This is a genomic window from Snuella sedimenti (assembly GCF_016428595.1).
Lineage (GTDB): Bacteria > Bacteroidota > Bacteroidia > Flavobacteriales > Flavobacteriaceae > Snuella > Snuella sedimenti.
This window is the reverse complement of record NZ_JAELVQ010000002.1, coordinates 137629-163507: the sequence shown is the minus strand read 5'-3', so window position 1 is coordinate 163507 and position 25879 is coordinate 137629. Positions and strand designations below refer to the sequence as shown.

General features: G+C 34.8%; 26 protein-coding genes. 11 read left to right on the top strand and 15 right to left on the bottom strand.

Annotation, left to right across the window (positions count from 1 at the left end; translation table 11 throughout):
* Window positions 1-3 precede the first annotated feature (3 nt).
* The 7 genes from JF259_RS02550 to JF259_RS02520 form a co-directional block, all read right to left on the bottom strand.
* On the bottom strand, window positions 4-852 hold the full coding sequence (locus tag JF259_RS02550; protein WP_199112980.1) for a rhomboid family protein: 849 nt from the start codon (window positions 850-852) through the stop codon (window positions 4-6).
* Window positions 852-1598, bottom strand: coding sequence for a rhomboid family intramembrane serine protease (locus JF259_RS02545; RefSeq protein ID WP_199112978.1), 747 nt, complete (start codon window positions 1596-1598; stop codon window positions 852-854). The genes JF259_RS02550 and JF259_RS02545 overlap by 1 nt, the downstream gene beginning before the upstream one ends.
* Window positions 1599-1601: 3 nt before the next feature.
* The gene (mutL, locus tag JF259_RS02540; protein ID WP_199112976.1) at window positions 1602-3455 is read right to left on the bottom strand and encodes a DNA mismatch repair endonuclease MutL; all 1854 of its coding nucleotides are present in this window, start codon (window positions 3453-3455) and stop codon (window positions 1602-1604) included.
* A gap of 3 nt (window positions 3456-3458) precedes the next feature.
* Window positions 3459-3746: a riboflavin synthase subunit beta gene (locus tag JF259_RS02535; protein ID WP_199112974.1), complete on the bottom strand. Its 288-nt coding sequence runs from the start codon at window positions 3744-3746 to the stop codon at window positions 3459-3461.
* 18 nt (window positions 3747-3764) lie between these two features.
* A complete protein-coding gene (locus JF259_RS02530) occupies window positions 3765-3998 on the bottom strand; it encodes a hypothetical protein (protein ID WP_199112972.1) in 234 nt (77 codons plus the stop codon).
* Window positions 3999-4214: 216 nt separating this feature from the next.
* Window positions 4215-4700, bottom strand: coding sequence for a 6,7-dimethyl-8-ribityllumazine synthase (gene ribH / locus JF259_RS02525; protein ID WP_199112970.1), 486 nt, complete (start codon window positions 4698-4700; stop codon window positions 4215-4217).
* 1 nt (window position 4701) lies between these two features.
* Entirely contained in the window at window positions 4702-5472 is a 771-nt protein-coding gene (locus tag JF259_RS02520; RefSeq protein ID WP_199112968.1) for a tetratricopeptide repeat protein, read from the bottom strand.
* Window positions 5473-5609: 137 nt separating this feature from the next.
* On the opposite strand from JF259_RS02520, the gene recF reads away from it, so the two are divergent.
* The 4 genes from recF (at window position 5610) to JF259_RS02500 (ending at window position 7722) form a co-directional block, all read left to right on the top strand.
* Complete coding sequence (gene recF / locus JF259_RS02515) at window positions 5610-6689, top strand: DNA replication/repair protein RecF (RefSeq protein WP_199112966.1); 1080 nt, start codon at window positions 5610-5612, stop codon at window positions 6687-6689.
* A 99-nt stretch (window positions 6690-6788) separates the two neighbouring features.
* The gene (locus JF259_RS02510; protein ID WP_199112964.1) at window positions 6789-7085 is read left to right on the top strand and encodes a DUF721 domain-containing protein; all 297 of its coding nucleotides are present in this window, start codon (window positions 6789-6791) and stop codon (window positions 7083-7085) included.
* Between the two features lie 98 nt (window positions 7086-7183).
* On the top strand, window positions 7184-7375 hold the full coding sequence (locus JF259_RS02505) for a cold-shock protein (protein ID WP_042242688.1): 192 nt from the start codon (window positions 7184-7186) through the stop codon (window positions 7373-7375).
* A 155-nt stretch (window positions 7376-7530) separates the two neighbouring features.
* Entirely contained in the window at window positions 7531-7722 is a 192-nt protein-coding gene (locus JF259_RS02500) for a cold-shock protein (RefSeq protein WP_199112962.1), read from the top strand.
* A 96-nt stretch (window positions 7723-7818) separates the two neighbouring features.
* Here JF259_RS02500 and JF259_RS02495 read toward each other — a convergent pair whose 3' ends face one another.
* A complete protein-coding gene (locus JF259_RS02495; protein ID WP_199112959.1) occupies window positions 7819-8238 on the bottom strand; it encodes a nucleoside-diphosphate kinase in 420 nt (139 codons plus the stop codon).
* A gap of 173 nt (window positions 8239-8411) precedes the next feature.
* Between JF259_RS02495 and JF259_RS02490 the strand changes: the two genes are divergently transcribed.
* From JF259_RS02490 to JF259_RS02460, 7 genes are read left to right on the top strand one after another with little or no spacing between them, the layout of a single operon-like run.
* Entirely contained in the window at window positions 8412-9431 is a 1020-nt protein-coding gene (locus tag JF259_RS02490) for a DHH family phosphoesterase (protein ID WP_199112957.1), read from the top strand.
* On the top strand, window positions 9424-9969 hold the full coding sequence (gene gldI / locus JF259_RS02485) for a gliding motility-associated peptidyl-prolyl isomerase GldI (protein WP_199113418.1): 546 nt from the start codon (window positions 9424-9426) through the stop codon (window positions 9967-9969). The genes JF259_RS02490 and gldI overlap by 8 nt, the downstream gene beginning before the upstream one ends.
* Window positions 9970-9976: 7 nt before the next feature.
* Complete coding sequence (locus tag JF259_RS02480) at window positions 9977-11107, top strand: peptidylprolyl isomerase (RefSeq protein ID WP_199112955.1); 1131 nt, start codon at window positions 9977-9979, stop codon at window positions 11105-11107.
* A 48-nt stretch (window positions 11108-11155) separates the two neighbouring features.
* Entirely contained in the window at window positions 11156-12082 is a 927-nt protein-coding gene (gene lgt / locus JF259_RS02475; protein WP_199112953.1) for a prolipoprotein diacylglyceryl transferase, read from the top strand.
* Window positions 12083-12087: 5 nt separating this feature from the next.
* On the top strand, window positions 12088-12576 hold the full coding sequence (locus JF259_RS02470) for a DUF192 domain-containing protein (RefSeq protein ID WP_199112951.1): 489 nt from the start codon (window positions 12088-12090) through the stop codon (window positions 12574-12576).
* Between the two features lie 7 nt (window positions 12577-12583).
* Window positions 12584-14017, top strand: a complete 1434-nt coding sequence (locus JF259_RS02465; protein WP_199112949.1) for a sulfatase — start codon at window positions 12584-12586, stop codon at window positions 14015-14017.
* A 26-nt stretch (window positions 14018-14043) separates the two neighbouring features.
* The gene (locus JF259_RS02460) at window positions 14044-15108 is read left to right on the top strand and encodes a HEPN domain-containing protein (RefSeq protein WP_199112947.1); all 1065 of its coding nucleotides are present in this window, start codon (window positions 14044-14046) and stop codon (window positions 15106-15108) included.
* A gap of 133 nt (window positions 15109-15241) precedes the next feature.
* Here JF259_RS02460 and secDF read toward each other — a convergent pair whose 3' ends face one another.
* From secDF to JF259_RS02425, 7 genes are all read right to left on the bottom strand, one after another.
* Window positions 15242-18238 carry a protein translocase subunit SecDF gene (gene secDF, locus JF259_RS02455; RefSeq protein ID WP_199112945.1) on the bottom strand — a complete coding sequence of 999 codons (2997 nt, stop codon included), beginning with the start codon at window positions 18236-18238 and terminating at the stop codon, window positions 15242-15244.
* 192 nt (window positions 18239-18430) lie between these two features.
* Window positions 18431-19036 carry a hypothetical protein gene (locus tag JF259_RS02450; RefSeq protein WP_199112943.1) on the bottom strand — a complete coding sequence of 202 codons (606 nt, stop codon included), beginning with the start codon at window positions 19034-19036 and terminating at the stop codon, window positions 18431-18433.
* 261 nt (window positions 19037-19297) lie between these two features.
* Window positions 19298-20224, bottom strand: a complete 927-nt coding sequence (locus JF259_RS02445; protein ID WP_199112941.1) for a malate dehydrogenase — start codon at window positions 20222-20224, stop codon at window positions 19298-19300.
* A 270-nt stretch (window positions 20225-20494) separates the two neighbouring features.
* A complete protein-coding gene (locus JF259_RS02440; protein ID WP_199112939.1) occupies window positions 20495-21511 on the bottom strand; it encodes a DUF6588 family protein in 1017 nt (338 codons plus the stop codon).
* 101 nt (window positions 21512-21612) lie between these two features.
* Complete coding sequence (locus JF259_RS02435) at window positions 21613-24156, bottom strand: TonB-dependent receptor plug domain-containing protein (RefSeq protein WP_233164066.1); 2544 nt, start codon at window positions 24154-24156, stop codon at window positions 21613-21615.
* The gene (locus tag JF259_RS02430; protein ID WP_199112935.1) at window positions 24143-25057 is read right to left on the bottom strand and encodes a FecR family protein; all 915 of its coding nucleotides are present in this window, start codon (window positions 25055-25057) and stop codon (window positions 24143-24145) included. The genes JF259_RS02435 and JF259_RS02430 overlap by 14 nt, the downstream gene beginning before the upstream one ends.
* 58 nt (window positions 25058-25115) lie before the next feature.
* Complete coding sequence (locus JF259_RS02425; protein ID WP_199112933.1) at window positions 25116-25637, bottom strand: RNA polymerase sigma factor; 522 nt, start codon at window positions 25635-25637, stop codon at window positions 25116-25118.
* Window positions 25638-25879: the final 242 nt, after the last annotated feature.

The following is a 25879-nucleotide window of genomic DNA, read 5'->3' as shown; positions in this document are numbered from 1 at the left end:
ACGCTACTTTCCAGCCCTAAATAAAAACTCTTTTTCCTCGGCTGTTAAGCTATCGTAACCACTTTTGCTTATTTTATCCAAAATAACATCAATCTTTTTTTGGTGGTTAAACTCATCAAAATCGGCTTTGGTATAACCCCCTACCTTCGACTTATTTTTATGCACTGTTTTCAAAGGGCCTTTTTTAGCAGATTTAAACATGCCTATTATACCATCCATTAATCTTTCAAACCCTTTACCTATATCATTACCTTTGGTCAGCTGTTTGGCATATGCATATCCTAATAAAGCACCTCCTAGATGCGCCAAGTTACCTCCTGCATTAGCCCCAAAAAGTCCTATACCATCCAAAATAACAATAGCCAAGCCAATATGCCAAAGCTTTAAACTAAAAGTAAAGAAACGTATATCCTGATTAGGCAAATAAGCACAAAGAAAAATCAATAGTGCTCTTACTGCAGCCGAGGCTCCTACCAAACGGGAGTTTACACCAAAAATACTGGGGAATAAGGTATAGGCTAGCATAAACAACAAGCCACCAGCAATAGCTCCTAAAAAATAAACGTTTAAGGCCATTTTTGGGTTAAACAAATTTAAAAACATACGTCCGATAATATACAGCCAAAGCATATTAAAAAGGATGTGCAAAAAGTCATAGTGCAAAAAAGCATAACTTACAATGGCCCATGGCTTAACGATAAAATCGCTAAAGTCGCTTGGCAACTCTAACCACCCTAAATTTGATCGTACTACAAGCCCTATAATAAAAACAACCACATTAATGGCTATGATCTTTTCCAATACATTAAGCCGTGACAATTTATATTTTATATCTTGTGTTAATGACGTCATTAATACCAACGATTTTGGTTAAACTGATTTTTTTTCCAATACCACATGATCAGGAAACCGGCTAATGCGCCTCCAACATGTGCCATATAAGCTGTATTACTAGGACTAAAAAACGATTGTCCTGTGATTCCTGAAATTAAATCTAAAATAATAATTCCCGGAATAAAATACTTTGCTTTTATAGGAATAGGTAAAAAAATAAGCATTAATTCTGCATTCGGATTCATCATTCCAAAAGCGGCAAGCACCCCCATAATACAACCTGAAGCTCCTACCATACTTGCATTAAAAGCAGGGAAAATAGTTTGCAACTCCAAAAGTTGTGATTGCGAAACCCCTTCCATCAACTTATTGGTAGCCAGCATTTGCTTGATATGCTCTGGAGACAGCCCAGAAGCCAACAAAGCATTGTAATTAGGCACGTATTGAAAGTAATAATACCCTACTTGTAATGCAACAGCTCCGAGACCAGCAGAAAAATAAATAAATAAAAAACGTTTCTTGCCTAAAACTTGTTCTACTGGTGTTCCAAACATCCAAAGGGCAAACATGTTAAACAATATATGTGAAATGCCACCATGCATAAACATATGTGTAACAATTTGCCAAGGCTGGAACGCATCATTTTTTGGAAAATACATGGCAAACCACTCGTAAAAAACACCATTTCCAATAAACAATGTACCTATAAACATAATGACATTAATAATCATTAAATGTTTAACGGCTTCAGAAATCCTTATCATATTTTATATAAATTTTTTATCCAATTCATCCACGCTCATCGTGATGAATGTCATTCTATTACTTGGAGAAACATTGGGTTCTTTACATGCAAAAAGCTTATTTACCAAGTGTTCTTGTTCTTCCTTTTCTAAAGATTGTCCAGTTTTAATAGCCAAGCTTTTTGCCATGGACTTCGCCAATAAATCGGCTGCACTAAAATTACTGTCGGGCACTTCATTTTCGATATCGCTTATTAACTGTTCTAAAATAATAGACACCTCACTATCTGGTACACCTACCGGTACACCCGTAATTTCAACCGTTTCATCAACAAGATTTGAAAACACAAATCCAGTGTGCTCTAAATCTTCTTTTAATTGTTCGATAACAGCAACTTCCTGAGGCGAAAAATGAAGCTGAAGCGGAAACAATAACTGTTGGCTCACGGCATCCTTAACGGTAATATTCTGAAGAAAATCTTCGTAAAGTATACGTTGGTGCGCCCTATGTTGATCGATAACCAACATGCCCGACTTTATAGCGCTAACTATGTACTTATTACTTATTTGATAAGTAGTATGCACCTGTTCAAGCGCATTATGATCTTTAAAGATTACCAGTTCCGACTCCTCGCTCTCAAAATGTACCTCGCTAAAATCATCTTGCGTTTGTGTCCCCTTTGATTCCAGACCAACATACAAACCTTCCCAACTTGCAGCTGGTTCCTTCTTATAAGTAGTTGATCTTGGTCGCGAAGATGTTTCATCTTGAAACGGATTAAAACTTCTATCGACTTCTATGGTTGGTGCACTAACAGTTGCACTTTGGCTAATATTGTAAGGCGTATCTAAACTGGCATCACGATCAAAATCAAGCACCGGTGCAATATTAAACTGTCCTAAGCTATGTTTTACAGCTGCACGTAATAAAGCATATAGGGTATGTTCATCATCAAACTTAATTTCAGTTTTCGTTGGATGAATATTAATATCAATTGTTTGTGGATTTACCGTTAAGTTTAAAAAGTAACTGGGGTGCGTACCACTTTTTAACAAACCATCGAAAGCCGATGAGATCGCATGGTTTAAATAAGCACTTTTAATAAAACGATTGTTAACAAAAAAATACTGCTCGCCTCTAGACTTCTTGGCAAATTCAGGCTTTCCTACAAATCCCGATATTTTAAGTACCTCGGTGTCTTCCTCTACTGGCACCAGTTTTTCGTTGGTTTTATTTCCGAAAATATTAACAATACGCTGTCGGTAATTACTAACAGGAAGATTAAACGTTTCATTACCATTATTATAAAATGCAAATGTAATATTGGGATGTGCTAAAGCTACGCGCTGGAACTCATCAATTACATGCCGCAATTCCACTGTATTCGATTTTAAGAAATTACGTCGTGCCGGAATATTATAAAACAAATTCTTTACCGATACCGAAGTACCTTTTGGTGTTACCACTACCTCCTGCGATATAACATCACTTCCTTCAATTACAAGAGCACATCCTACCTCATCCTCTTCCTGCTTCGTTTTTAGTTCCACATGGGCAATGGCTGCGATACTTGCCAATGCTTCTCCCCTAAAGCCTTTTGTATGCAATTGAAACAAATCGTCGGCACATTTAATCTTAGAAGTTGCATGGCGTTCAAAGCTAAGCCGTGCATCGGTATTACTCATTCCCTTTCCGTTATCTATAACCTGAATAAGGGTTTTGCCTGCATCCTTTATTATTAGTTTAATTGTTGAAGCTTCTGCGTCAATAGCATTTTCCAAAAGCTCTTTAACTACCGAAGCAGGTCGCTGTACCACTTCTCCAGCTGCTATTTGGTTTGCTACATGATCTGGTAATAGCTGAATAATGTCTGCCATGTATTATTTAGAAAAGAAAATAGATAAATCGAAATCGATGATAAAAAGAAATATTAAAACCAGAATAAGAGCTATAATCAACACCCGTTTATCGGCTTCTTTATTACGATTGGTCTTAAAGTCATCTAAAGCATTGCTGAGTTTCGTCTTTAATCCGGAATTACTACCCACTGTTTTTCTAAAATCATCAAATTTATGCTTGATTTCAAAAGGGTTACCTTCACCTTTATCGTCGAAATAGCGTGGTGTATAGTTGAATTTTTTATTCTTACGTAATTTTAAGATTCCCATAATTTCTAAGCTTTTAAGTTACATGAACTTTGTTTCTAACAAATACATACAGATCAATAACAATACCAAAAGTAAGACAAGTGTACGTATAGACACAACGCCCCTTACCTTCGATTTATTGGCTTCGCGAGTCTGTTTCCATTTAGAAATAAAATCGTCTTCCCTAAATGCATCCTCTTTAGAATCCTTCTCATTTCCTTGAGAAAATCTAGGCTTATAATTAAAGGTTTTATTTTTGCGTCGCTTAAACAAAGTATATGAAGCTTATACCTCAAAATTACTTAAAAATAGACAAAAACAAGTAATAGAATTGCCAAAAATTGTTAACACCCCAATTGGGTAAATCCAATAAATCACTGTAATTACCTAAAAATGAAACCAACCACAGTTCTAATTAATGGAAGCCCCTTAACTCCAGGCTATTTCCAATTTTGAGCAGGGGTTCTTTTTCTATAAAATAATATTGGTTTAGCTATTTTGTCTTAGCGCTGCCATTTTTATAGCAGCAACTGCAGCTTCTGTACCTTTATTACCATGTTTACCTCCAGAGCGGTCTATAGCCTGCTGCAATGTATCATCTGTTAACACACAAAAAATAACAGGTGTTTCATGTAAAACATTCAAGTCTTTAATACCTTGCGAAACAGCTTCGCATACAAAATCGAAATGCTTTGTTTCTCCTTGAATAACGCTACCTATGGCAATAACAGCACTTACCATTTGCTCTTGCATTTTTTTGCTTCCATAGATGAGTTCGTAACTTCCAGGAACATCCCAACGCACAATGTTTTTCTCTAAAACACCATGGGCAAGTAAGGTTTCGAAAGCACCTTGGTACAAGCTTTCGGTAATCGAATCATTCCACTCTGAAACAACAATCCCAAATCGAAAATGTTTCGCATTTGGGATTGTTGTTTTATCGTAATCGGATAAATTTTTGTTTGCAGTAGCCATATTATTTATTTGCCAACGCTTGTGCTTTTCCTATAAATACATCAATTGTTGATGCTTCAGTTGCATTAGGGTACTCTTCCTTTATACGCTTAAAGTAGCCAAGTGCCTTATCGGCTTTACCTAAATCTAAAGCTATCGCTCCTGCTTTATACAAATACATAGGCGTCGTATATTCGTTATTACGCATTTTTGCTGCTTGCTCGTAATAATCCAACGCATCTTCTGGCTGATTTAACTGTACAAAGGCATCTCCAATATTTCCTTTAGCCAAAGGTGCTAACACCTCATCTTCGCTTGAGAAATTACTTAAATGCTCTACTGCTTTTTTATAATCTTTCAACCTTAAATAAGCAGTACCTGCATAATAGTTTGCTAAATTAGCTGCACGTGTACCACTGTATTCATTAATAATATCAAGCATACCATATTTACCTTCACCACCATTTAGTGCCAAATTGAAAAGTGAGTCTTTTTCAACACCGTTTATTGCCTGATCGAAATACTTTTGCGCTTGAAACATGTCGTTCATCGCTGTTATCTGCTTTGGTTTTGCAATAAACTCCTTGTATCCCAAGGTTCCTAAAACAACCAAAGCAACTAAGCCTATTATTATAAAAATATACTTTTGATTCTTTTCTACAAACGCTTCAGTTTTAGACGCTGTTTCGTCTAATGTATTAAATACTTCTGCAGTAGTAGAACCTTCCTCTATATTCTGTTCTTTCTCTACTTTATTTTTTGGTTTGTATCCTCTTTTACTATACGTAGCCATATATTCTTAAATATTAATGCGCCGCAAAAATATAATTTTTCTTTATAACTAAAAGGTTATTTATTTGATATTTTTCAATAATTTGCACTTCTTTTTAAAGCATTGTAGGTTTCCAACAGCATTAGATAACTTTTTGCATGATTTTAAAATCGCTTTCATTACTTAATTATAAAAACTTTGATAATAGAACATTTACGTTTGACAGTAAAATAAATTGCATTGTTGGAAACAACGGCATAGGCAAAACCAATATCCTAGATGCCATTTACCACTTATCGTTTGGAAAAAGCTATTTCAATCCAGTAGCAACTCAAAACATTAAACACGATGAAGCCTTTTTTGTAATTAACGGAGACTACATTAAAGGGGATGCTATTGAAAAAATAGTTATTAGTCTTAAGCGCGGACAAAAAAAAATAATAAAGCGTAACGGCAAGGAATATGATAAATTTAGCGACCATATTGGTTTTTTACCTTTAGTTATTATTTCGCCAGCCGATAGAAACCTTATAATAGAAGGTAGTGATACCCGTAGAAAATTTATAGACAGCGTTATTTCCCAAAGTGACAAAAGCTATTTATCTCATTTAATTAAATATAACAAAGTACTTGCACAGCGCAATGCGCTACTAAAGTATTTTGCACTAAACCATACCTTTAACGCAGACACTTTAGATATTTATAACACACAACTGTCTGATTATGGCACTCATATTTTCAAAAAAAGAGAAGCCTTTTTGGAAACATTTATTCCTATTTTCAAGGCACGTTATAAAGCTATTAGTAATGGCAATGAAACTGTAGATTTAGTGTATCATAGCGATTTGTTCGATAATGATATAAGCAGCCTTCTACAAGACGCTTTAAACAAGGACAAAGCACTTCAGTACACAAGTAAAGGCATCCACAAGGACGATTTACATTTTAACATAGAAACGCATCCTATTAAAAAATTTGGAAGTCAAGGGCAGCAAAAATCATTCTTAATTGCACTTAAATTGGCCCAATTCGACTTTTTAAAAAAGCAAAGTGGTGTAAACCCCATCTTACTACTTGATGATATTTTCGATAAACTGGACGAACAGCGGGTTTCCCAAATAATTAAACTAGTTGATGATGAAAATTTTGGTCAGATTTTCATAAGTGACACCCACGCCGAACGCACTGAAAATGCCGTAAAACAAGTACACCAATCGTACGAAATTTTCAGATTGTAATTTATATCTATTCCAAACGAATTTTAACAGCTTCTAACACTAAAATAACTATTATAGGATGTACTTTTGTATTCCCTAACATATTTTTTAACCAACCCCATGGCAAAACGAAACAACGAACACATAAGTATTGCTGATGCACTAAAAGAATTTGTAGAAACCAATAAACTAGAAAAAGGTTTAAACAAAGTTAATGTTGCCGAAGCTTGGGCAAACCTTATGGGTAATGGCGTAAATAACTACACCACTTCTGTAAGTTTGGAGCGTGATACACTTTATGTGCAACTTAGTTCCAGTGTTCTTAGGGAAGAGTTGAGTTATGGCAAACAAAAGATTATTAATTTACTAAACGAATCTTTAGGTAAAGAAATTGTTAAAAAACTGGTACTTCGCTAGTACCCAATATTATTTTTTTGAAATAATTGAATTAAAATCACCAAACTAAACTTATTTATACTACCTTTGGTGCTTAATTATTTATAATATAAAATACAATGAGTAAAGGTACCGTAAAATTCTTCAATGATTCTAAAGGTTTTGGATTCATCGTTGAGGATGACAACAACAAAGAACATTTCGTACACATTTCAGGACTTATCGATGAAATTCGTGAAGGTGATGCCGTAGAATTCGATCTACAAGAAGGTAGAAAAGGATTAAACGCCGTAAACGTAAAAGTAATCTAATACATATACTTTAACAATTACAAATTAAAGTCTATCATTTTTTTGATAGACTTTTTTTATTTACTATCTTTCCTCTTAACTTTCTGTTAAATATTAATTTTTACTATTTGGCATTGAGTTAATTAAACATAATTTATTAATTAATATTTTTAACAATGAGTAAAGGAACAGTAAAATTCTTCAACGATTCAAAAGGGTTTGGATTTATTATAGAAGAAGGTTCAAAAAAAGAACATTTTGTCCACATTTCTGGATTAGTTGACGAGATTCGCGAAGGCGATGACGTTGAATTCGATCTACAAGAAGGCCGAAAAGGATTAAACGCAGTAAATGTAAAAGTAATTTAATATATACTATTTAATTTTTTTGGAAACAAAAAACCCAGCAAATTTATTGCTGGGTTTTTCATTATAATACCAATTCGAATTTGAAACGTATTTATCTTAAAACATCTCTCTTCCTGAAAAGTGAAACGCACCTTCAATAGCTGCATTCTCATCACTATCACTACCATGAACTGCATTTTCACTTATAGAAGCTGCATACAGCTTACGAATGGTTCCTTCGGCTGCATCGGCTGGATTGGTAGCACCAATTAACGTTCTAAAATCCTCTACCGCGTTATCTTTTTCTAAAATTGCTGCAACTATTGGTCCTCGTGTCATATACTCTACCAATTCACCAAAAAACGGACGCTCACTGTGAATTGCATAAAATGTCTCAGCATCGGCTTTGGTCATTTGGGTTAATTTCATAGCTACAATTCTAAATCCTGAAGCTGAAATTTTTTCTAGTATTGCGCCTATGTGCCCTTTTTCAACAGCATCTGGCTTAAGCATTGTAAATGTTCTATTTGTTGTCATTTATAATTTTAATTTATTCCGTTTTCTAAAATTTGATAAATAAGTCTTCATGGAATCACCGTTACCATAAGAAAAAATTTAACAAACTTCTATATGATTTTCGTGCAAAAGTAATGTATTTATCAGTAAAAACAAGCCTATCCAATTTTAAAAATATCGTATCTTCGTGCCTTATGAAAAAACAAGACATATCAAGCATAAAACAGTTACTTTCCGAACCCAAAAATATTGTAATTGTTCCCCATAAAAACCCCGACGGTGATGCTATTGGCTCTGTATTAGGACTCTATCATTACCTTTTAAAGTACAACCATAATGCAACCGTTATCACTCCTAACGATTATCCTTCGTTTTTAAAATGGGTACCAGGAGAAACGTCTATTTTAAAATACGATCTGCAAACTAATACATGCAATGATTTAGTTAAAAATGCCGATATTATTTTCACTTTGGATTTTAATGCATTTCACAGAACTGGTGGCATGGAAACAATTTTATCTGAAAGTAAGGCCTTAAAAATAATGATAGACCACCATCAAGCTCCAGACGATTATGCAACCTACATGTTTTCCGATGTAAATATGAGTTCTACCTGCGAAATGGTATATCACTTCATACACATGCTAGAAGATACAGATTTAATAGACAAAACCATTGCTACCTGCATATACCTTGGTATAATGACCGATACAGGGTCGTTTCGTTTTGCTTCTACCTCAAGTCAAACACATAAAATTGTAGCGCAGCTTATCGAAAAAGGAGCCAACAATGCAGAAATACACAACAATGTATACGATACCAATAGCTACGAACGTCTACAACTATTGGGATGTGCTTTAAATAATTTAAAAGTCATCCCCGAATCCAGAACTGCTTATATTAGCCTTTCTCAAGAGGAACTCAACACCTATAACTATAAGAAAGGAGATACCGAAGGCGTAGTTAATTATGGGCTTTCTCTAGACAACATTGTTTTAGCTGCTATTTTTATTGAAGACAAACAAGAAGGTATCATAAAAATATCGTTACGTTCTAAAGGCAATTTTTCTGTAAACGAATTGTCTCGTTCCCATTTTAATGGTGGCGGACATATAAATGCCGCAGGAGGCAAAAGCTATTTATCTTTAGAAGATACCGTTGAAAAATTTATTAGTATATTGCCTAGTTATAACAAAGCTCTAAATGATGTCTAGACTACTTATACTAATAGCTGTATTACTAACCTTTAATTGTAAAACACCTGAAGCTCGAAGACCTATTACCGTTAAAACCGGGTCGTTTATTGATGCTTCTGTAGAACGCAATAAAAAATTAAATGCTCTTGAGGAAGCCAACATAAAAAAGCTAATGGCTCAAGACGACAAAGAGTACCTAGCTTCCGAAAGTGGTTTTTGGTATTACTATAATAATAAAGCAACCATAGATAGCTTAAACACGCCTAGCTTTGGAGATATTGTTAGCTATAATTATAATGTAAAAGCATTAAACGGTGCCCTAATTTACTCGAAGGAAGACATCAAAACACAAAATTATGCCATGGATCAAGAGGAGTTATTTACAGGGCTTCGTGAAGGCCTAAAACTCATGAAAGCTGGAGAGACCGTTACCTTTTTATTTCCTTCCCTAAAAGCATATGGCTATTATGGCGATCAAAACAAAATAGGAAGCAACACGCCTTTAATTTGCGAAGTAACAGTAAACTCCATAACCGAAAACAGAACTAACAAATAATACATTTATGGTGACATTAAAATGCCCTTTTAAAATCTTATTCATCTCATTAACCATTATATTAACCTCATGTAAAGCGCAGTATCCTGATCTTGAAGATGGTTTGTATGCCGAATTTGTTACTTCCAAAGGCATAATGGTTGCTAAACTTACATATAACAAAACACCCATTACGGTTGCCAACTTTGTGTCCCTAGCCGAAGGAACCAATACCATGGTAGATAATAAATATCTAGAGAAAAAATACTTTAACGGCACGATTTTTCATCGTGTTATAGATGATTTCATGATCCAAGGTGGTGATCCAACTGGAACAGGAACTGGGAGCCCGGGTTATAAATTTGATGATGAATTCCATCCAGATTTAAGACATGACAAACCCGGTATTCTTTCCATGGCCAATTCGGGACCTAAAACTAACGGTAGTCAGTTTTTCATAACTGAAAAACCAACACCACATTTAGACAACAGGCATACTGTATTTGGACAACTCGTCATGGGACTGGATGTACAAGACTCCATTTCTAATGTAAAAACTACCAAACCGCAAAACAAACCTGTAGAAGATGTTGTTATTAAGGAATTGAACATTATTAGAAAAGGTAAAAATGCTAAAGCTTTTGATGCTGCTAATACCTTTAATAATTATTTTGAGGAAGCAACACGCCTTGAAAAAGAAAAAGCAGCAAAAATCGATGCAGCTATCGAGACTGCTAAAGACAAATTCAACACGCAAAAGGCCAACGCAACAAGTTTGGCATCAGGGTTACAATATATTATCACCGAAAAGGGAACGGGGGAAAAATTAACGGAAACAGCCCAGGTGTTAACACACTATGCAGTATATTTTGAAGACGGCAAACTATTGGACACTAGCAAATTGGAAACTGCTGAAAGTTTTAATGCAGTTAATGACAGAAAAAAAGCAAACAATGGCTACCAACCTATAACGGCCGATATTAGTCCGGATGCCAGTATGATAGCAGGCTTTAAGGAAGGTCTACAACAGTTAAGCGTAGGTGATAAAGCGACATTGTTTATCCCATACCATCTAGCCTACGGAGAGACAGGCAACAGGGGTATCCCTCCAAAATCCAACTTAATCTTTGAAGTCGAAATAGTTGAACTTATTAAATAACACGCAATAAAAACAAAAGCCGTTAAGCTACGTTAAAATATAAAAACCATGTACTTATTAAAATTTGATTGGAACCCTATAACCGGAATTGACATTGTTGGAAATTTTAAACTCCATTTTTACAGCCTCATGTGGGTGGTAGCCTTTGTTATAGGTTGGTATATTATGAAACGTATCTTTACAAAGGAAAAAGTATCTTTGGATTATTTAGACCCTTTATTTATTTATACAGTTCTAGCTACTATGATTGGTGCGCGCTTAGGGCATGTACTCTTTTACCAATCGGAGTTAATAACGCAGGATTTTTTTAGTATTTTTCTCCCCTTTAAGTTTAAAGGCGGTTTTGAATTTACGGGGTTTCAAGGGCTTGCTAGTCATGGCGCTGCCATAGGAATAATAATAGGGATGTACCTGTATCGCAGAAAATACACCTACAAATCCTTATTGTGGATTTTAGATAGGGTTGTTATATCGGTGGCCTCTGGAGCTATTTTTATACGTATAGGTAACTTTATAAACTCTGAAATTATTGGCAAAGTAACCGATTCTAACTTTGGGGTTCGTTTTATCCAAGATTACTATTACAAAAGTGAGATTGTAAGACTAACCGGAATTAAAGACGTTCAAAAAGCCTATAACGCAGTAACGGACAACCCAAAATTCCAAAGCCTTTTAGAAGCTGTTCCTTATCGTCATCCAGCCCAATTATACGAATCGTTTTGCTATGTTTTCGTATTTTTAATTTTATGGTATGTCTACACTAAAACACCCAAAAGTGAGCAAACAGGATTTCTATTTGGACTGTTCTTGGTTTTATTATGGACCATCCGATTTTTTGTTGAATTTGTTAAAGAAGCACAAGTCGACGAAAGAGCTTCATGGGCTTTAAATACCGGACAATGGCTAAGTATTCCATTTGTTTTATTAGGATTCTATTTTATGTTTATATACAAACCAAAATCTGCAGTTAAGTAATAAAAATGCATGTTAAATCGGTAATAGTATTATCCTTCATTTTGTGCTTAAACATTAGCATACATTCTTGTAAAGAAGGTAAAAAAGAAATAAAACAAACGGAAGTGCACTTTAAAAAAGAAGGTGAGCTCAGTATTTTTAAATCTTCTAGTGACACCTTAAAAGTTTCGCTTGATATTGAAATAGCCGATACGGACTACGATATTCAAACGGGCTTGATGTACAGGAATGCAATGCTAAACAACCAAGGCATGCTTTTTGTGTTTAAAGATGCTCAAGAGCGTTATTTTTACATGAAAAATACTCGTTTCCCACTAGACATCATTTATATAAGTGACAAGAATACGATTGTTAGCTTTCAAAAAAATGCCAAACCTTTTGACGAGACCTCTTTACCTTCAAACGCACCTGCCAAACATGTCTTGGAAGTGAATGCTGGTCTAGTGGATATTTGGGGATTAGCCATTGGTGATAGCATAGGTTATACTAAATAAAATTTGCATGATGAAACAATTAATATTACTGTTATTTCTAATTAGCGGGATTGCCTACACTCAAGATAAAAAGCCTAACATCTTGTTCATAATTTCGGATGATTTAACGGCTACGGCTGTTTCTTCCTATGAAAATAAAGCTTGCCATACACCTAATATCGATCAATTAGCTTCTGAAGGTACGCTTTATACCAAAGCATACACACAATATCCCGTTTGTGGCCCCTCCAGAGCATCGCTTATGTCTGGTTACTACCCCAATGCTACCAAAACGTTTGGTTATGTAAGCGGACGTGAAAATATTGGACCCAATCGAAAAACATGGTCTCAATTATTTAAAGACAACGGTTATTACACAGCCCGAGTTAGTAAAATATACCACATGGGAGTTCCCATAGACATTGAAACAGGATCGAACGGACAAGACGATCAGGCTTCTTGGACCGAACGCTATAACAGTCAAGGGCCAGAATGGAAAGCAATTGGAGATGCCGAATTGGTACAGAACAACCCCGACGGTAAAATTGAACGCAAAGGCGGCAATGTTATGACCATTGTAAAAGCCGAAGGAGACGACCTTGTTCATTCGGATGGAAAGACAGCCAAAAAAGCAGTAGCTTTAATTAAGGAACATAAAAATGAGCCATTCTTTCTGGCAGTAGGCTTTGTTAGACCACACGTTCCTTTTGTTGCTCCTAAATCCTACTTTACGCCTTATCCTTATGAGGAAGTCGTAATGCCCAAAAAAGTAAAGGGCGATTGGGACGACATCCCCAAAAGAGGCATTAATTACGTAACGAGTGTCAATGCCGAAATGTCTCTTGAACAAGAAAAAAAAGCTGTAGCCGCTTATTACGCCTCGGTTTCTTATATGGATGCACAAGTAGGCAAAGTATTAAAAGCACTTAAGGATGAGGGACTGGAAGATAACACTATTGTTATTTTCACCTCAGACCACGGATTTCATCTAGGAGAACACGATTTTTGGATGAAAGTAAGCTTACATGAAGAATCGGTACGTGTCCCTTTAATCATTAAAGTTCCCGGCAAACAACCACAGGTATGCCATTCGTTTGTAGAGCTACTTGACCTTTACCCTACCATTTCGGAACTGGCGGGATTAAAATACCCTAAGTACATTCAAGGGAAAAGTTTAACCAAAACCTTAGACAGGCCCCAACACAGTGTTAGGGATATGGCATTTAGCGTAACACAAGGCGGTAAATCGTTTTTATTAAGAACTAAAAAATGGGCTTATATTCAATACAATGAAGATGCTTCAGCCGGTATAGAGCTATTTGATATGGAGAACGACCCAAAGCAATATACAAACTTAGCCAACATGCCAGAGTATGCCAAAACCGTTGCTTTCTTTAAAAAGAAACTAAAAAAGAAGCTAGAAAAAGTAAGAACAAATGATTTAGGGGTTGTATATCCGTAGTTTGTGTAGATTTGACAAAATCTAATATGATGCAAAATAGTTCTGACTCAAATAGTGAGTGGTTGTTTATAGTTCCCATTTCAGGTTTAAAACTCACTGGCACAATATCCAACGAATTAAAAGTTGGTAATGTAATTTTCGTTTCAAAGAGTAGATTACCAAGGATAAGAAAAAGATTGGGTATTCAAATTCCAATCTCAAAACTTGGCAATATTGGAGTTAATACTCCGAAACGGTATAAAATTAGTCTTAGAGATTTTTTTGAATTCTCTCAAACCTACGCGGTCTTAAACTTTACAGGTGTACCAAAAGAAAAATATTTTGACAATATTAGATTAATTGAAGACGCAATAGACCTAATTACTTTTTCCTCGCTTGGTTTCTCGACTAGAAGATTTCATTATAAGATCCAAATAAAGAATTCAGAATACTCACTTCGTAACAAAACATTGTTGATTGACAAAAAAAATTTAAGACTGATATTAGGCAGTAAATCTTTACACCCTTTACCACTTGAATTAAACGAGAGATGGAAAGAGTTTCATAATAATTTCTATTATCACAAGCTTTTAGCTATAATAAATCGAGAAGTAGAGATAAATTCAAAGTGGAGAAATCTTTTGATTTCAGTTGCAAAGATGATTGGCAAAAGTTTAAATTCCCATGACATTCCAGAATCATTTTTAAAAAACATTATAGCCTTAGAAATGTTATTGGTAAATCAATCTGAAAAAATTGAAGATAAAATTATTGAAAGGACTAGATACCTTCTAGATTGGTATGAGAAGTGGGAAACCAATCAAATTGAAACTAGGATTAGTGAGATGTACAAAAAAAGATGTGATTATGTTCATGATGGAAAATTTAAAGAAATAACAAAAGAAGATTTGATTTTCACTGATGACCTTCTTTTTAATATTTATAATAATTTATTGAAAAACATTAATAAGATAAGTTCTAAAGGTAAGTTAATTGAATTTTCAGATAAATATAAATGCGAAAAGCAACTAGGTATCGAATCTAAATACCAATTCGGTAAATTTCAATATTTAAATAAAGTTTACGAAAAATCAGATTTGGACATAATTTAGGGTTCTCTATATTATACTTTATAAAAATATACGGTATACGTTAATTGAATGGTCTCCTCTACTATCACGTCAAAAATAAAAAAGCCCATCAACCAAATTGGAGATGGGCTTCATAATAAAGAAAAAATTTGAGTTAGCTATTTTTCTTCTTTTTATCTTCTAGTTTTTGAACTGAATCGAACATAACGGGTGTTGCAATAAACAATGAAGAGTATGTACCGACAATAACGCCCACAATTAATGCAAACATAAAGCCTCTAATAGAATCGCCTCCAAAGATAAAGATTGCTAATAATACAACCAAAGTCGTTAAAGAGGTGTTTAAGGTTCTACTCAATGTGCTACTTAGAGATACATCTACAACTTTATTGAACTCCCAAGAAGTGTGCTCGTTAAAATACTCACGTATTCTATCGAAAACAACCACGGTATCATTCAGGGAATAACCAATTACCGTTAGGATAGCTGCTATAAATGCTTGATCGATTTCCATACTAAATGGCATGAATCGGTATGTTATAGAGAACACACCCAATACAATTAATACATCGTGAAATACAGCGGCTACCGCACCAAGTGAATACTGCCACCTTTTAAAACGTAATAAGATGTAAAGGAATACTACGATTAAAGATCCTAAAATCGCCCAGAAGGATGCTTGCTTAATATCATCAGCAATCGTTGGGCTCACCTTATATTGCTCCATGATACCTACTGTTTTAGTATCACTAGTATTATCAATAAACGCTTCGTATGTTAAATTTGGTAAATAGGGTTGTAAAGCTGTAAACAGTTTACTTCTTATTTCTTCATCTACTTCTTTACCTGTTTCATCAACTTTGTACTTCGTCGTGATTTTTAAGTTGTTAGCCTCACCAACAGTTTTAGCATCGGCACTTCCAAATACATCTGGTTTAGACAAAACACTTGTTATTTCAGATGCACTTACATCCTGCGCAAAACGTACCTGATAAGTTCTTCCTCCAACAAAATCAACCCCTTGGTCTAAGCCATTAGAAAACAAAGACCCTAAGCCTATAACGATTATTACTCCTGAAATGATGTAAGCAATTTTTCGCTTTCTAAGGAACTCTACATTAATATTTCTAAAAAGGTTTTTAGTAATAAATGTCGAAAAGTTTAGTTTCCCGCCTCTATTTACATACCAATCTATTAGTAAACGGGTAATAAAGATCGCTGTAAATAAAGAAGTACCTATACCAATTAACAAAGTAGTAGCAAACCCTTTGATTGGTCCCGTTCCAAAAACGAATAAGATTAAGGCTGTTAAACCAGTCGTAATGTTAGCATCTAAAATTGAGGATAGTGCATTACTAAATCCATCTTGAATGGCCTCTTTATAAGCTTTCCCTTTTGCTATCTCTTCTCGAATACGTTCAAAAATAAGTACGTTGGCATCTACCGACATACCTATGGTAAGTACAATACCGGCTATACCAGGTAAGGTTAGTACCGCTCCTAGACCAGATAAAATACCAAAAATCAACAAGATATTTAATAACATTGCTATGTCTGAGAAAACACCAACTTTCCCATAATAAAATACCATCCATAATAACACTAATACCAAGGCTATTAAGAATGACATACTACCACTATCGATAGCTTCTTGACCTAAAGATGGTCCCACAACATCACTTTGAATAATATCGGCCGAAGCTGGTAATTTACCTGCACGCAATACGTTTGCTAAATCGATCGCTTCATTCAAGGTAAAATCACCTGAAATTGAAGAACTTCCACCAGCGATAGGACCAGTGCTAACTGTTGGTGCTGAGTACACAATATTATCTAGCACGATTGCTATGTTTCCTTTAGTCGCGTATGCCTCACCAGTCATTTCTTCCCATATCTTAGCTCCTTTAGCATTCATTTGCATAGATACTTCAGACTTACCTGTTGGGCTAAATTGGTTTCTCGCATCGGTAACCACGGCACCACTTAACGGTGGCACATTATCTCTATTACCAACCAAAGCATATAAATCGACAAGCTCACTATTTTTTTCAGGCTTCCCAAACGCAAACTTAACATAGCGTTGCTCGGCAGGTAACAAGGCCCTTACTTCTTTTGAATTCAAATAGTTTAAAAGTGTTTCCCTGTCCTTTAACTCGAACTTAGCGAGAACAGGTCCTCCTGGGTAACCTTGTCCTTTAATTAAATCGAAAATTGGGTTTACACTGGCAACAGCGGTAGAATCGGTTTCTGCATCTCCTAAAAGTTCATCAATCTTAGAATCGGTAGCATCTTCGGCGTCTTCACTTTTTAATTCTTCTGTAGTTTCTTGTGTATCGACAATCTCTTTTAAAACCTCATTTGCTTGGGCTAAAAACGGAAAGAACTGCTCTCCTTTATAGGCATCCCAAAACTCTAATTGCGCCGTACTTTGTAAAAGACTTGTGGCACGCTCAACATCTTTAACACCTGGCAATTCAACTAAAATACGCCCTGAAGTCCCTAAACGTTGTATGTTTGGAGATGTTACACCAAACTCATCAATACGCTTACGTAATACTTCAAAAGCCGAAACGATGGATTCATCTATTTTTCTTCCTATAACTTGTTTTACCTCATCATCGCTCATCGTACCATTAATTTCCCCATCAAGCTCCTTGGTGTAGAAAATGTCTGGTGATGCTAACTTAGTATCGCCTTTAATGGCATCAAATGCGATGAAAAAATCCTCTAAATAAGTATTTTGACTATCCTTTTGGAGCTCGGAAGCATTATCTAAGGCCTGGTTAAAAGCAGGATTGGTCGTATGGTTAGCCAGTCCTTTTAATATGTCTTTTACAGATATCTGTAGAATAACGTTTAAACCACCTTTTAGGTCCAAACCTAAATTCATGGCTTTAGCTTTCACCTCATTATAAGTGAATTTAGCAATACCTATATTAAAAACGGTATCTGTCGCAATAGACTCTAAATAGTTAGCTTCTTCTGCACTTCGTTTAACTCTATAATTTTCTTCAGTATCTGGAATTTTAGTTATAGCAATCTCTTCTGCATTTTTTTCAATCTGATTCGCCTTAAATGTAAAGGATAGTTGGTAAATACTAACCAACCCGAATAAAACTGCAAATAATTTTACTAGTCCTTTATTTTGCATCTTTATGTTTTTTTAGTTTTAAATGTTTCTTGTAACAATACAAATCTTGTTACGTACATGTTTTATGGTTAATCTTAAATGTATTTCCTAAATAATATTATTTAGAAAGTAATGGTATACTTAAAAGTATAATTTGAAATTTTAACTGGAGGCATAGTAGTAAGAAGTAAAATATACTAGCACCTCATTTCCTTAAGCCAATGGTCCAGCCCTGACTTCTGGTATATTACGTGAAGTTGTATCTAGTGCTACCGCAATAGTGCGGCACACCTTAAATGCTACTTTAACGGTTTTATCCTCGTCCTTAGCATCTATTTCATTGTTAAAGTTATAAAGGTTGGGATTATAGAACCTATCGAAATCCTGTTTTACATTCAAAACACATTTCCCATCCAATCCAGAAGGCACATCATTCCCTTTATGGATTTCGAATACATCGAGCTTATACTGCTTTGAATCGTCATTAGGAGACCTTTCGTGTTTGTTCGCAGATAAATAACCTGATTTGAGTGCTTTAGATTCTGAAAGCTTTTCTTTTATAAATTCAACATCGGTCGCACTGTAATAGGTTATTTTAAACTCTCCGTTGCTTAGCTCTTGTACCTGAACCGCATCAATTCCAATGGTCTGCAATTGATTTTTAACAGCCATAATAGCGCTTTGGGCTTCATCAGATGTGATATTTGCATCTGAGAATTTCAATACAACCTCCTGATTAGGTCCAGAAACGCCGTTCTGGTAAACACCTAATACGATTAGGATAATTGTAAGAGCACCAAAGTACCATTTTTTGTTCATGCGCCAAATATAAAAATAAAGACTGTATTTCTACAGTCTTTATATAAATATCTATTTTTAAATCCTTTGTGCATTTTAATAAAACCCTGTCAATTCGAGTGCTCTTTACGATTGAAACGAGTAAAATTTGTATCGAGAATAAGAATTTTAGCCTTTAAAATAGTTCTCGATACTATTTTTTTATCAAAAAATCACTCGAACAGACATTATTGAAACTAGTTCAATCCAAACGCACAATGGCTATTTTTAAATTATTGAATATTAAAATTCTAACAATCCGTTTGTTTTCCTAACACCTTCGGCACTAGCCTGCATGTGTTCTTTTTCGGCATCGCTTAAAGGTATATCAACAATACGCTCAATACCATTTTTACCTAAAATTACCGGCACTCCTATACAAATGTCTTCTAATTGGTATTCCCCTTCCAACAATGTTGAACATGGGAATAATTTCTTTTGATCGCAAGCAATGGCTTGTACCAAACCACTTACTGCCGCTCCTGGAGCATACCAAGCGGATGTTCCCAATAATTTGGTAAGGGTTGCTCCACCTACTTTAGTATCGGCTGCCACTTGCTCTAAGCGTTCTTCACTTAAAAATTCTGATACTTTAACACTGTTTCTTGTAGCATGAGAAGTTAATGGCACCATACCCGTATCACTATGTCCGCCTATCACCATACCATCCACATCGCTTATTGGTGCGTCTAGTGCTTCTGCCAATCTGTATTTAAAACGTGCTGAATCCAATGCACCTCCCATACCAATAATTCTATTTTTAGGTAGGTTGGTTGACTTATGTACCAAATAGGTCATCGTATCCATAGGGTTACTTACAACAATAATAATCGTATTTGGAGAATGCGCAATTAGACTTGATGCAACGGTTTTTACAATGCCTGCATTGATGCCTATCAATTCTTCTCGTGTCATTCCCGGCTTACGCGGTATTCCTGAGGTAATAACACATATATCACTATCTGCCGTTAGGCTATAATCGTTAGTGATTCCCGTGATTTTGGTATCAAACCCATTTAATGATGCGGTTTGCATTAAATCCATAGCTTTTCCTTCAGCATAGCCTTCTTTAATATCCAATAAAACGACCTCTGAAGCAAAATCTTTAATAGCAATATACTCTGCACAACTGGCACCTACTGCTCCTGCTCCTACTACTGTTACTTTCATAAGTTAACTTTTTAAGAATTTTAATGATTATATGTTACTTCAAACAAAAGGAACTTTCAATTTACATTGAAAATCCCTAATGTTTTCACCTTAATCAATTTTGTTATTTCGTTGATTTCTATAGCTCAAAAATACGAATAAATATACGGTTAATAAAAAAAGTGCAAGATTAAATCTTACACTTTTCGCAATAATTTTTATACATTTTTAACTAAAACGATATAGGGCACTACTAACAAATATTCATGCAGCCAATTCCTGTTTTTAACATTATCTAAATCCAAAATTGATCCCCACAGAAAAAGCATTAAATTCTGCTAAGTGGTATTCTGCATTAAGCCTAAAGAATCCTAGTTTTAATTTTGTACCTATTGTACCACGTACGCCAGAAATCTCACTGGATACAGAAAAAGGATCAACAATATCACTTGTCGTTAAAACACCATTAGAAACCCTATACGTTCCCAACAAATCTGATTCCGATTTACCTTTTAAATACCCTAGTCCGCCATAAAAATTAATAACCGGCATTTTGGTAGACGCTATTAATTGAAGCAACCAGGTATTGGTCGCTGTTTCTAAACGTTGATTCTCACCTTCTATATTTGAGGAATCATCTAAATTATAGGTTCCATCTAAATGCGTATAAGCGACCAAACCAGATATAGCAACTGGCAAGAGTTTATCGGCCGGTAACCATTTTGTAAATTCAAGCTGCAAACCAGCTCCATACATACTTATGGACACATCATCTGTATCAATCTTAGGCACAAAACGTGCTTTAAGCTCTATACCTTTGCTCAGTCCTAATGCGCCTTGAATAAAAGCGGTAGGTAACAAATTTGCTGTTTCTGAACCAATCCCTGAAGGCAAGGTTATTTCTTCTGTTTGCTGTCCAAAAATAGGATCATCATAAGTAATCTCTACAACCACGTCTGGATCATTTTCCCCTAAGGCAGTTGCGACCATTTGAGCATTAGAACCTTGGACAAATCGCACATTATTATACGTATCCGTATCCATTAAAAAGGATTTATGCTCATTTTTAATCGTCGCCGCGTTTGCAACTATGGATATTTCAAAACCGCCTAAAGGTTTTGCGTCGGCTGTATTAAACCAATTGGCATTCATACTATACATAAGACCATTGGTTCCCGGCATTAAATAGTCGTTAGCAAAATGTTCAGCATCTTCAACTCCTGCCGCCAAAAGCGCATCTAAATCGTTTTGGGCTTTTACTGTAATTGTTACTAGACTTAGTAACATAAATAAGGTTAACTTTTTCATAGTTCTATAAATTTGGGTGCAACAAAAATAGTAAATTATATTAAAAAACAACATTTAATCGATTAAAATTGCTTTTAATCGATACAAATTCCATTATATACTTAAAATTTAACTCTAAAACTTACATTAGGGGTTAGCCCTAAAGACGTGTTGTCAATTTGAATAGCGGACTCTGAATCATTTGGGTCTACTTCATAATACCTATTGATGCTATTTTGTCTATCTAAAATGTTTAAAACACCAGCTCGAAAGGATGCTTTTACCGATTTTGTAATATTAAAATAATAATTAAGCGAAGCATCCAATCGTTGAAAGGCATCTAAATTTTCACTGTTAGGGGTATCATAGTTTACCAAAGTTGTATTACCGTCCCTAACAGTTTCATTGCCGGCTACTGGTTTGGTATATGGGCGTCCTGTACGCCATATGCCTCCAATAGATAGCTTTAAATTTTGCAAAACATCGTAATTAAAAGCCAAAGATACCGAGTGCCTAATATCAACATTATTTGGAAATACCGAAGGCGTAAATGCTTTAAACTCATAATCATTAATACTATAAGTATAACTAAACCAAGCACTATATTTATTGGCTGTTTTATTAATTAAGAATTCCACGCCTTTAGCTGTATAGTTTCCTGAAGCATTAAGGTATTGAAAGTTATTGTAAAAGCCTTGATTTTTAGCGGTTACACCAGTTACCAACTTATAAAACCCTTCTACATCAATCATTAAATTATTATGGTTAAATTCAAAACCAAAAGATCCTTGTTTACTCGTGGAAATTGGAATGTTTTCTTCATCTGCTAAAATCCAACGTCTATTTTCAACTCCTAAAAAATCGTCTTGAAAATCGACAACCTGTGTGGCTGATTGATTCTTAAATTCTCCTTGTAGCTTTGTGGTAAATCGATTCGAAAGTTTCTGTCTAAAATTTAACCTTGGCTCAATTAATAGTTTATTAAACTTCTGAAAATAATTAGCCCGTACACCAATTCGAAAATAGGTACGGTTTTTATTAAACTCTGCCTCGGTAAAAAGTGCATGATTTAGCAATACGTCCTTTTTAGTACGTTCATAAGAAGGTGCGCTTACCGTGGTTTCATTTAGAATACCTATCTCACTAAATTGATATCCATTTAACAAGTGTAAATTATTATTAACCGAATAATTGGTTTTTAATTTTATCCCTGTTTCAATAACCTCATTAGTCTGCGTTAACTTTTGGTCGGTTTCAATTCTATAATCGATGGCATCGACATTATAATTCGAATAAAAAGCAACAAATTCACTATTAAACCTAGCACTCCAATTGGCTGACCAATTAGCTCCAACGCCTATGTTCTCTTGTTTTAAATTACTGGTCTTAGACTCTGTTTCACCATCAGTGTTAACAAAGCTTTCTGTATAGTCTAAATTATTACTAATGCCTATTGCATTGACTCTTATCTTATGATTTTCATTAAGATCAAAAAGTAACTTCGCCGAATAATCATAAAAGAAAAACTCTGAGGATCTATTACTCTCACTAATATTATCACTATTCGTTGTTAGCTCACTATCTTGAAAACTACGTTCAAAATACGTGTCGTAAGTTGGCGAATTGTAAAAATCGGTAAATGAACGTCTTCCCGATACATGTAGGGCTACTTTATTTGTTATTGGTATTTCTAAAAAGGCATCGGCATGCAATAAATTCAAACCAGCACCTCCAGAAAGCTTTGTATTAAGCTTGTTTTTTGTAAACATATTTACCGTACTGGACACGCCATCGCTAAACTCGCTACTGGTTCCATTTTTGGTAACAACTACCTTATCGGTAAGATAGGGATTGTAAGCAGAAATGAGTCCAAAAAAGTGTCCCGAGTGGTACATCTTGATTCCGTCCCAAAGCATTAAGTTCTGATCGTTAGTCCCTCCCCTTACATTAATATTTGCAATGCTCTCGTTTACACTTTCTACACCAGGAAGTGCTTGGATAGATTGCAAAATATCTGGTTCGGTAAGCCCTGGCAAAATGCCAAATTTTTCGGTATTTAAAACTGTACTTCCATCACTGCGCTTTTGTAAACCGGTAGTTAAGAATTTTGAAATAAGTACCCGATTTAAAACTTCGGCCTCTTCCTTGATTAAAATAGTTTTGCAGTTCCCATTTCTTGATAACAACGCATTGGCTTGAATCTTTTGTGTTTCATAACCCAGAAATGAAATTACAATGGTTTTATTTAACGGCACATTGTCTAATTGAAATCTACCATTAACATCCGTAATCCCGCCTTTAGTTGAATTATTTAAAATAACCGAGGCTCCAAAAATGGGTTCGCCAGTATCATGGCTAACCAGTATACCACAAACTGAAATGGTTTTATCTAAAGTAGACACCGTTATATAACGATCGTTTAAAAACTTAAAGTTTAAAAGTGTATTTTCATTAAGGTAAGCAATAACCTGATTTAAAGTATACGCTTCGCTAGGCTCATTTACATCAACATTTTCGACATCATTAACTGAATAAGAAAATTTCACATCAAATTGTGCTTCAATATCGGCCATAAGCTTTACCAAAGACACTGTTTCCTGTGCTTGACCAACAAAAGAAAACCCAAAACATATAACTGATAAAAATAAGTAATTAGTTAGCTTCATAAGTGTAGAACGTAACATTTTCACCATCTATCTTGTAACTTAATTTGAGAGGAATTGTAACCGATTGTAATGCAATATTCTTATCGGTATGTGTAAAGCTTCCTGAAAACTTTTGGAATGTATCAATGTTATCTGCAACTATAATTATGTTGTACTGTATTTGTAATTCTGCAATAACCTGCCACAATGGAACATTATCAAAAGAGGATTCATTGGCTAGCCAGGACGGATTTTTTGAAACAAAGTCTGCAGCAGGACTCACCTCACCATTTACTACCCTAAAAGACTTTCCAGGTGTCAAAACAGTCTTTACAGCATTGTATTGAACCTGTACCGAACCTTCATAACATTGTACCTCAAAATAATTGATTCGCTCTTTTACATTAAACTGTGTTCCCAATACTTGTATAGCCCCTACTTCTGTTTTTACTGTAAACGTTTCGCCCTTGGACACTTTAAAAAAAGCTTCACCTTCCAATTCAAGAATCCGCTTTTGCTTCCACTGCTTTTTGTTATATACCAGTTTAGATTGTGCATTTAAGATAACCTCTGAATTATCGGGAAGATACACTATTTCTGTTTGGGCAATATGTGTTGAAAATGACTTGTTTGTATTAAAAAACAAGAAATAAGAAGACGTAAGCATAACAACCAGAACGGCTGCCACTTTTAAAACGCTATTAAAGTTTAAGCGGACAACTTTAGGCTTGGTTCTTTTAAGATTTCTAGCTTTAAAATCAGCTAATGCAGCTTGAGCATCAATTTTAGGTGCTTCAATTTGTTTTGCATAAAACCCTAACTTCTCAAGTGTTGAAAAATCTTCTTCGCTATGGCGTTTTTTAATTTCCTCGGTAGAAATTTCACCTTCAAACCATTTTAATATGTCCTTTTCTTTGCTCATTAAACAACGTTTTCTATAATTGAGACACCTATATATAAATTTACCCTACAATAACAAGTTAAATTTTTATTTCTTCAACCTTTGCTCGTAATATTTTCAAGGCTCCAGACATTCTCTTCTCTACTGTTTTTTGGGAAATATCCAGTAATTCTGCAATTTCCCTGTACTTTTTCCCTTCTATTCTATTCAATAAAAATACTTCCCGCTGCTCAGCACTTAAACCAGAAATGGCAGACATCAATTTCTGTTTGAACTCTTCTTCCTCCATTAAATATTCTGGACTCAAATTCGTCCTATCCATGTAGGGTTTTTCCTTTTCATAAGTCATCACCACTTTTTGATGCCGTACTGTATTTAAGAACAAATTATTAACTGTAGTAAACAAATACGTTTTTGCTTTTGTAAAATCTATCTTGGAACAATTTTCCCATATCTTAGCAAAAGCATCTTGTACAAAATCCAATGAGGCTGCCTTATCACCACACTTATAAAAGGCAAAATTATTTACAGCCTGCACATGTTCTAAATAAAATGAATTAAAAAAAGATTCTTCGCAGAGTTTATGTTTGGGACTACTCATATACTATATTTAACTTTTTAATAGCTATCTGTTATAACGTAATAAGTTTTAGTCTAGACTATTTCATATAGTCTTTATAAAATGTAGATTGCAACAAAAATATAAAATAAATATTTAAAAAATAACACACTGAAAAACAGTGATTTGACTAAAAATTCGTAAAAAAAACAAAAAAAGCATAGGGTAAAATAATTGATAGGGGTCTTAAATTCAGAAAGGCGAAAAAATCGCTATGAAAAAGA

What these genes read in the sequence shown, in the direction of transcription:
- JF259_RS02550 (WP_199112980.1), bottom strand. Translation starts at nt 852, where the DNA reads ATGACGTCATTAACACAAGATATAAAATATAAATTGTCACGGCTTAAT.
- JF259_RS02545 (WP_199112978.1), bottom strand. Translation starts at nt 1,598, where the DNA reads ATGATAAGGATTTCTGAAGCCGTTAAACATTTAATGATTATTAATGTC.
- mutL (WP_199112976.1), bottom strand. Translation starts at nt 3,455, where the DNA reads ATGGCAGACATTATTCAGCTATTACCAGATCATGTAGCAAACCAAATA.
- JF259_RS02535 (WP_199112974.1), bottom strand. Translation starts at nt 3,746, where the DNA reads ATGGGAATCTTAAAATTACGTAAGAATAAAAAATTCAACTATACACCA.
- ribH (WP_199112970.1), bottom strand. Translation starts at nt 4,700, where the DNA reads ATGGCTACTGCAAACAAAAATTTATCCGATTACGATAAAACAACAATC.
- JF259_RS02520 (WP_199112968.1), bottom strand. Translation starts at nt 5,472, where the DNA reads ATGGCTACGTATAGTAAAAGAGGATACAAACCAAAAAATAAAGTAGAG.
- recF (WP_199112966.1), top strand. Translation starts at nt 5,610, where the DNA reads ATGATTTTAAAATCGCTTTCATTACTTAATTATAAAAACTTTGATAAT.
- JF259_RS02510 (WP_199112964.1), top strand. Translation starts at nt 6,789, where the DNA reads ATGGCAAAACGAAACAACGAACACATAAGTATTGCTGATGCACTAAAA.
- JF259_RS02505 (WP_042242688.1), top strand. Translation starts at nt 7,184, where the DNA reads ATGAGTAAAGGTACCGTAAAATTCTTCAATGATTCTAAAGGTTTTGGA.
- JF259_RS02500 (WP_199112962.1), top strand. Translation starts at nt 7,531, where the DNA reads ATGAGTAAAGGAACAGTAAAATTCTTCAACGATTCAAAAGGGTTTGGA.
- JF259_RS02495 (WP_199112959.1), bottom strand. Translation starts at nt 8,238, where the DNA reads ATGACAACAAATAGAACATTTACAATGCTTAAGCCAGATGCTGTTGAA.
- JF259_RS02490 (WP_199112957.1), top strand. Translation starts at nt 8,412, where the DNA reads ATGAAAAAACAAGACATATCAAGCATAAAACAGTTACTTTCCGAACCC.
- gldI (WP_199113418.1), top strand. Translation starts at nt 9,424, where the DNA reads ATGTCTAGACTACTTATACTAATAGCTGTATTACTAACCTTTAATTGT.
- JF259_RS02480 (WP_199112955.1), top strand. Translation starts at nt 9,977, where the DNA reads ATGGTGACATTAAAATGCCCTTTTAAAATCTTATTCATCTCATTAACC.
- lgt (WP_199112953.1), top strand. Translation starts at nt 11,156, where the DNA reads ATGTACTTATTAAAATTTGATTGGAACCCTATAACCGGAATTGACATT.
- JF259_RS02470 (WP_199112951.1), top strand. Translation starts at nt 12,088, where the DNA reads ATGCATGTTAAATCGGTAATAGTATTATCCTTCATTTTGTGCTTAAAC.
- JF259_RS02465 (WP_199112949.1), top strand. Translation starts at nt 12,584, where the DNA reads ATGATGAAACAATTAATATTACTGTTATTTCTAATTAGCGGGATTGCC.
- JF259_RS02460 (WP_199112947.1), top strand. Translation starts at nt 14,044, where the DNA reads ATGATGCAAAATAGTTCTGACTCAAATAGTGAGTGGTTGTTTATAGTT.
- secDF (WP_199112945.1), bottom strand. Translation starts at nt 18,238, where the DNA reads ATGCAAAATAAAGGACTAGTAAAATTATTTGCAGTTTTATTCGGGTTG.
- JF259_RS02450 (WP_199112943.1), bottom strand. Translation starts at nt 19,036, where the DNA reads ATGAACAAAAAATGGTACTTTGGTGCTCTTACAATTATCCTAATCGTA.
- JF259_RS02445 (WP_199112941.1), bottom strand. Translation starts at nt 20,224, where the DNA reads ATGAAAGTAACAGTAGTAGGAGCAGGAGCAGTAGGTGCCAGTTGTGCA.
- JF259_RS02440 (WP_199112939.1), bottom strand. Translation starts at nt 21,511, where the DNA reads ATGAAAAAGTTAACCTTATTTATGTTACTAAGTCTAGTAACAATTACA.
- JF259_RS02435 (WP_233164066.1), bottom strand. Translation starts at nt 24,156, where the DNA reads ATGAAGCTAACTAATTACTTATTTTTATCAGTTATATGTTTTGGGTTT.
- JF259_RS02430 (WP_199112935.1), bottom strand. Translation starts at nt 25,057, where the DNA reads ATGAGCAAAGAAAAGGACATATTAAAATGGTTTGAAGGTGAAATTTCT.
- JF259_RS02425 (WP_199112933.1), bottom strand. Translation starts at nt 25,637, where the DNA reads ATGAGTAGTCCCAAACATAAACTCTGCGAAGAATCTTTTTTTAATTCA.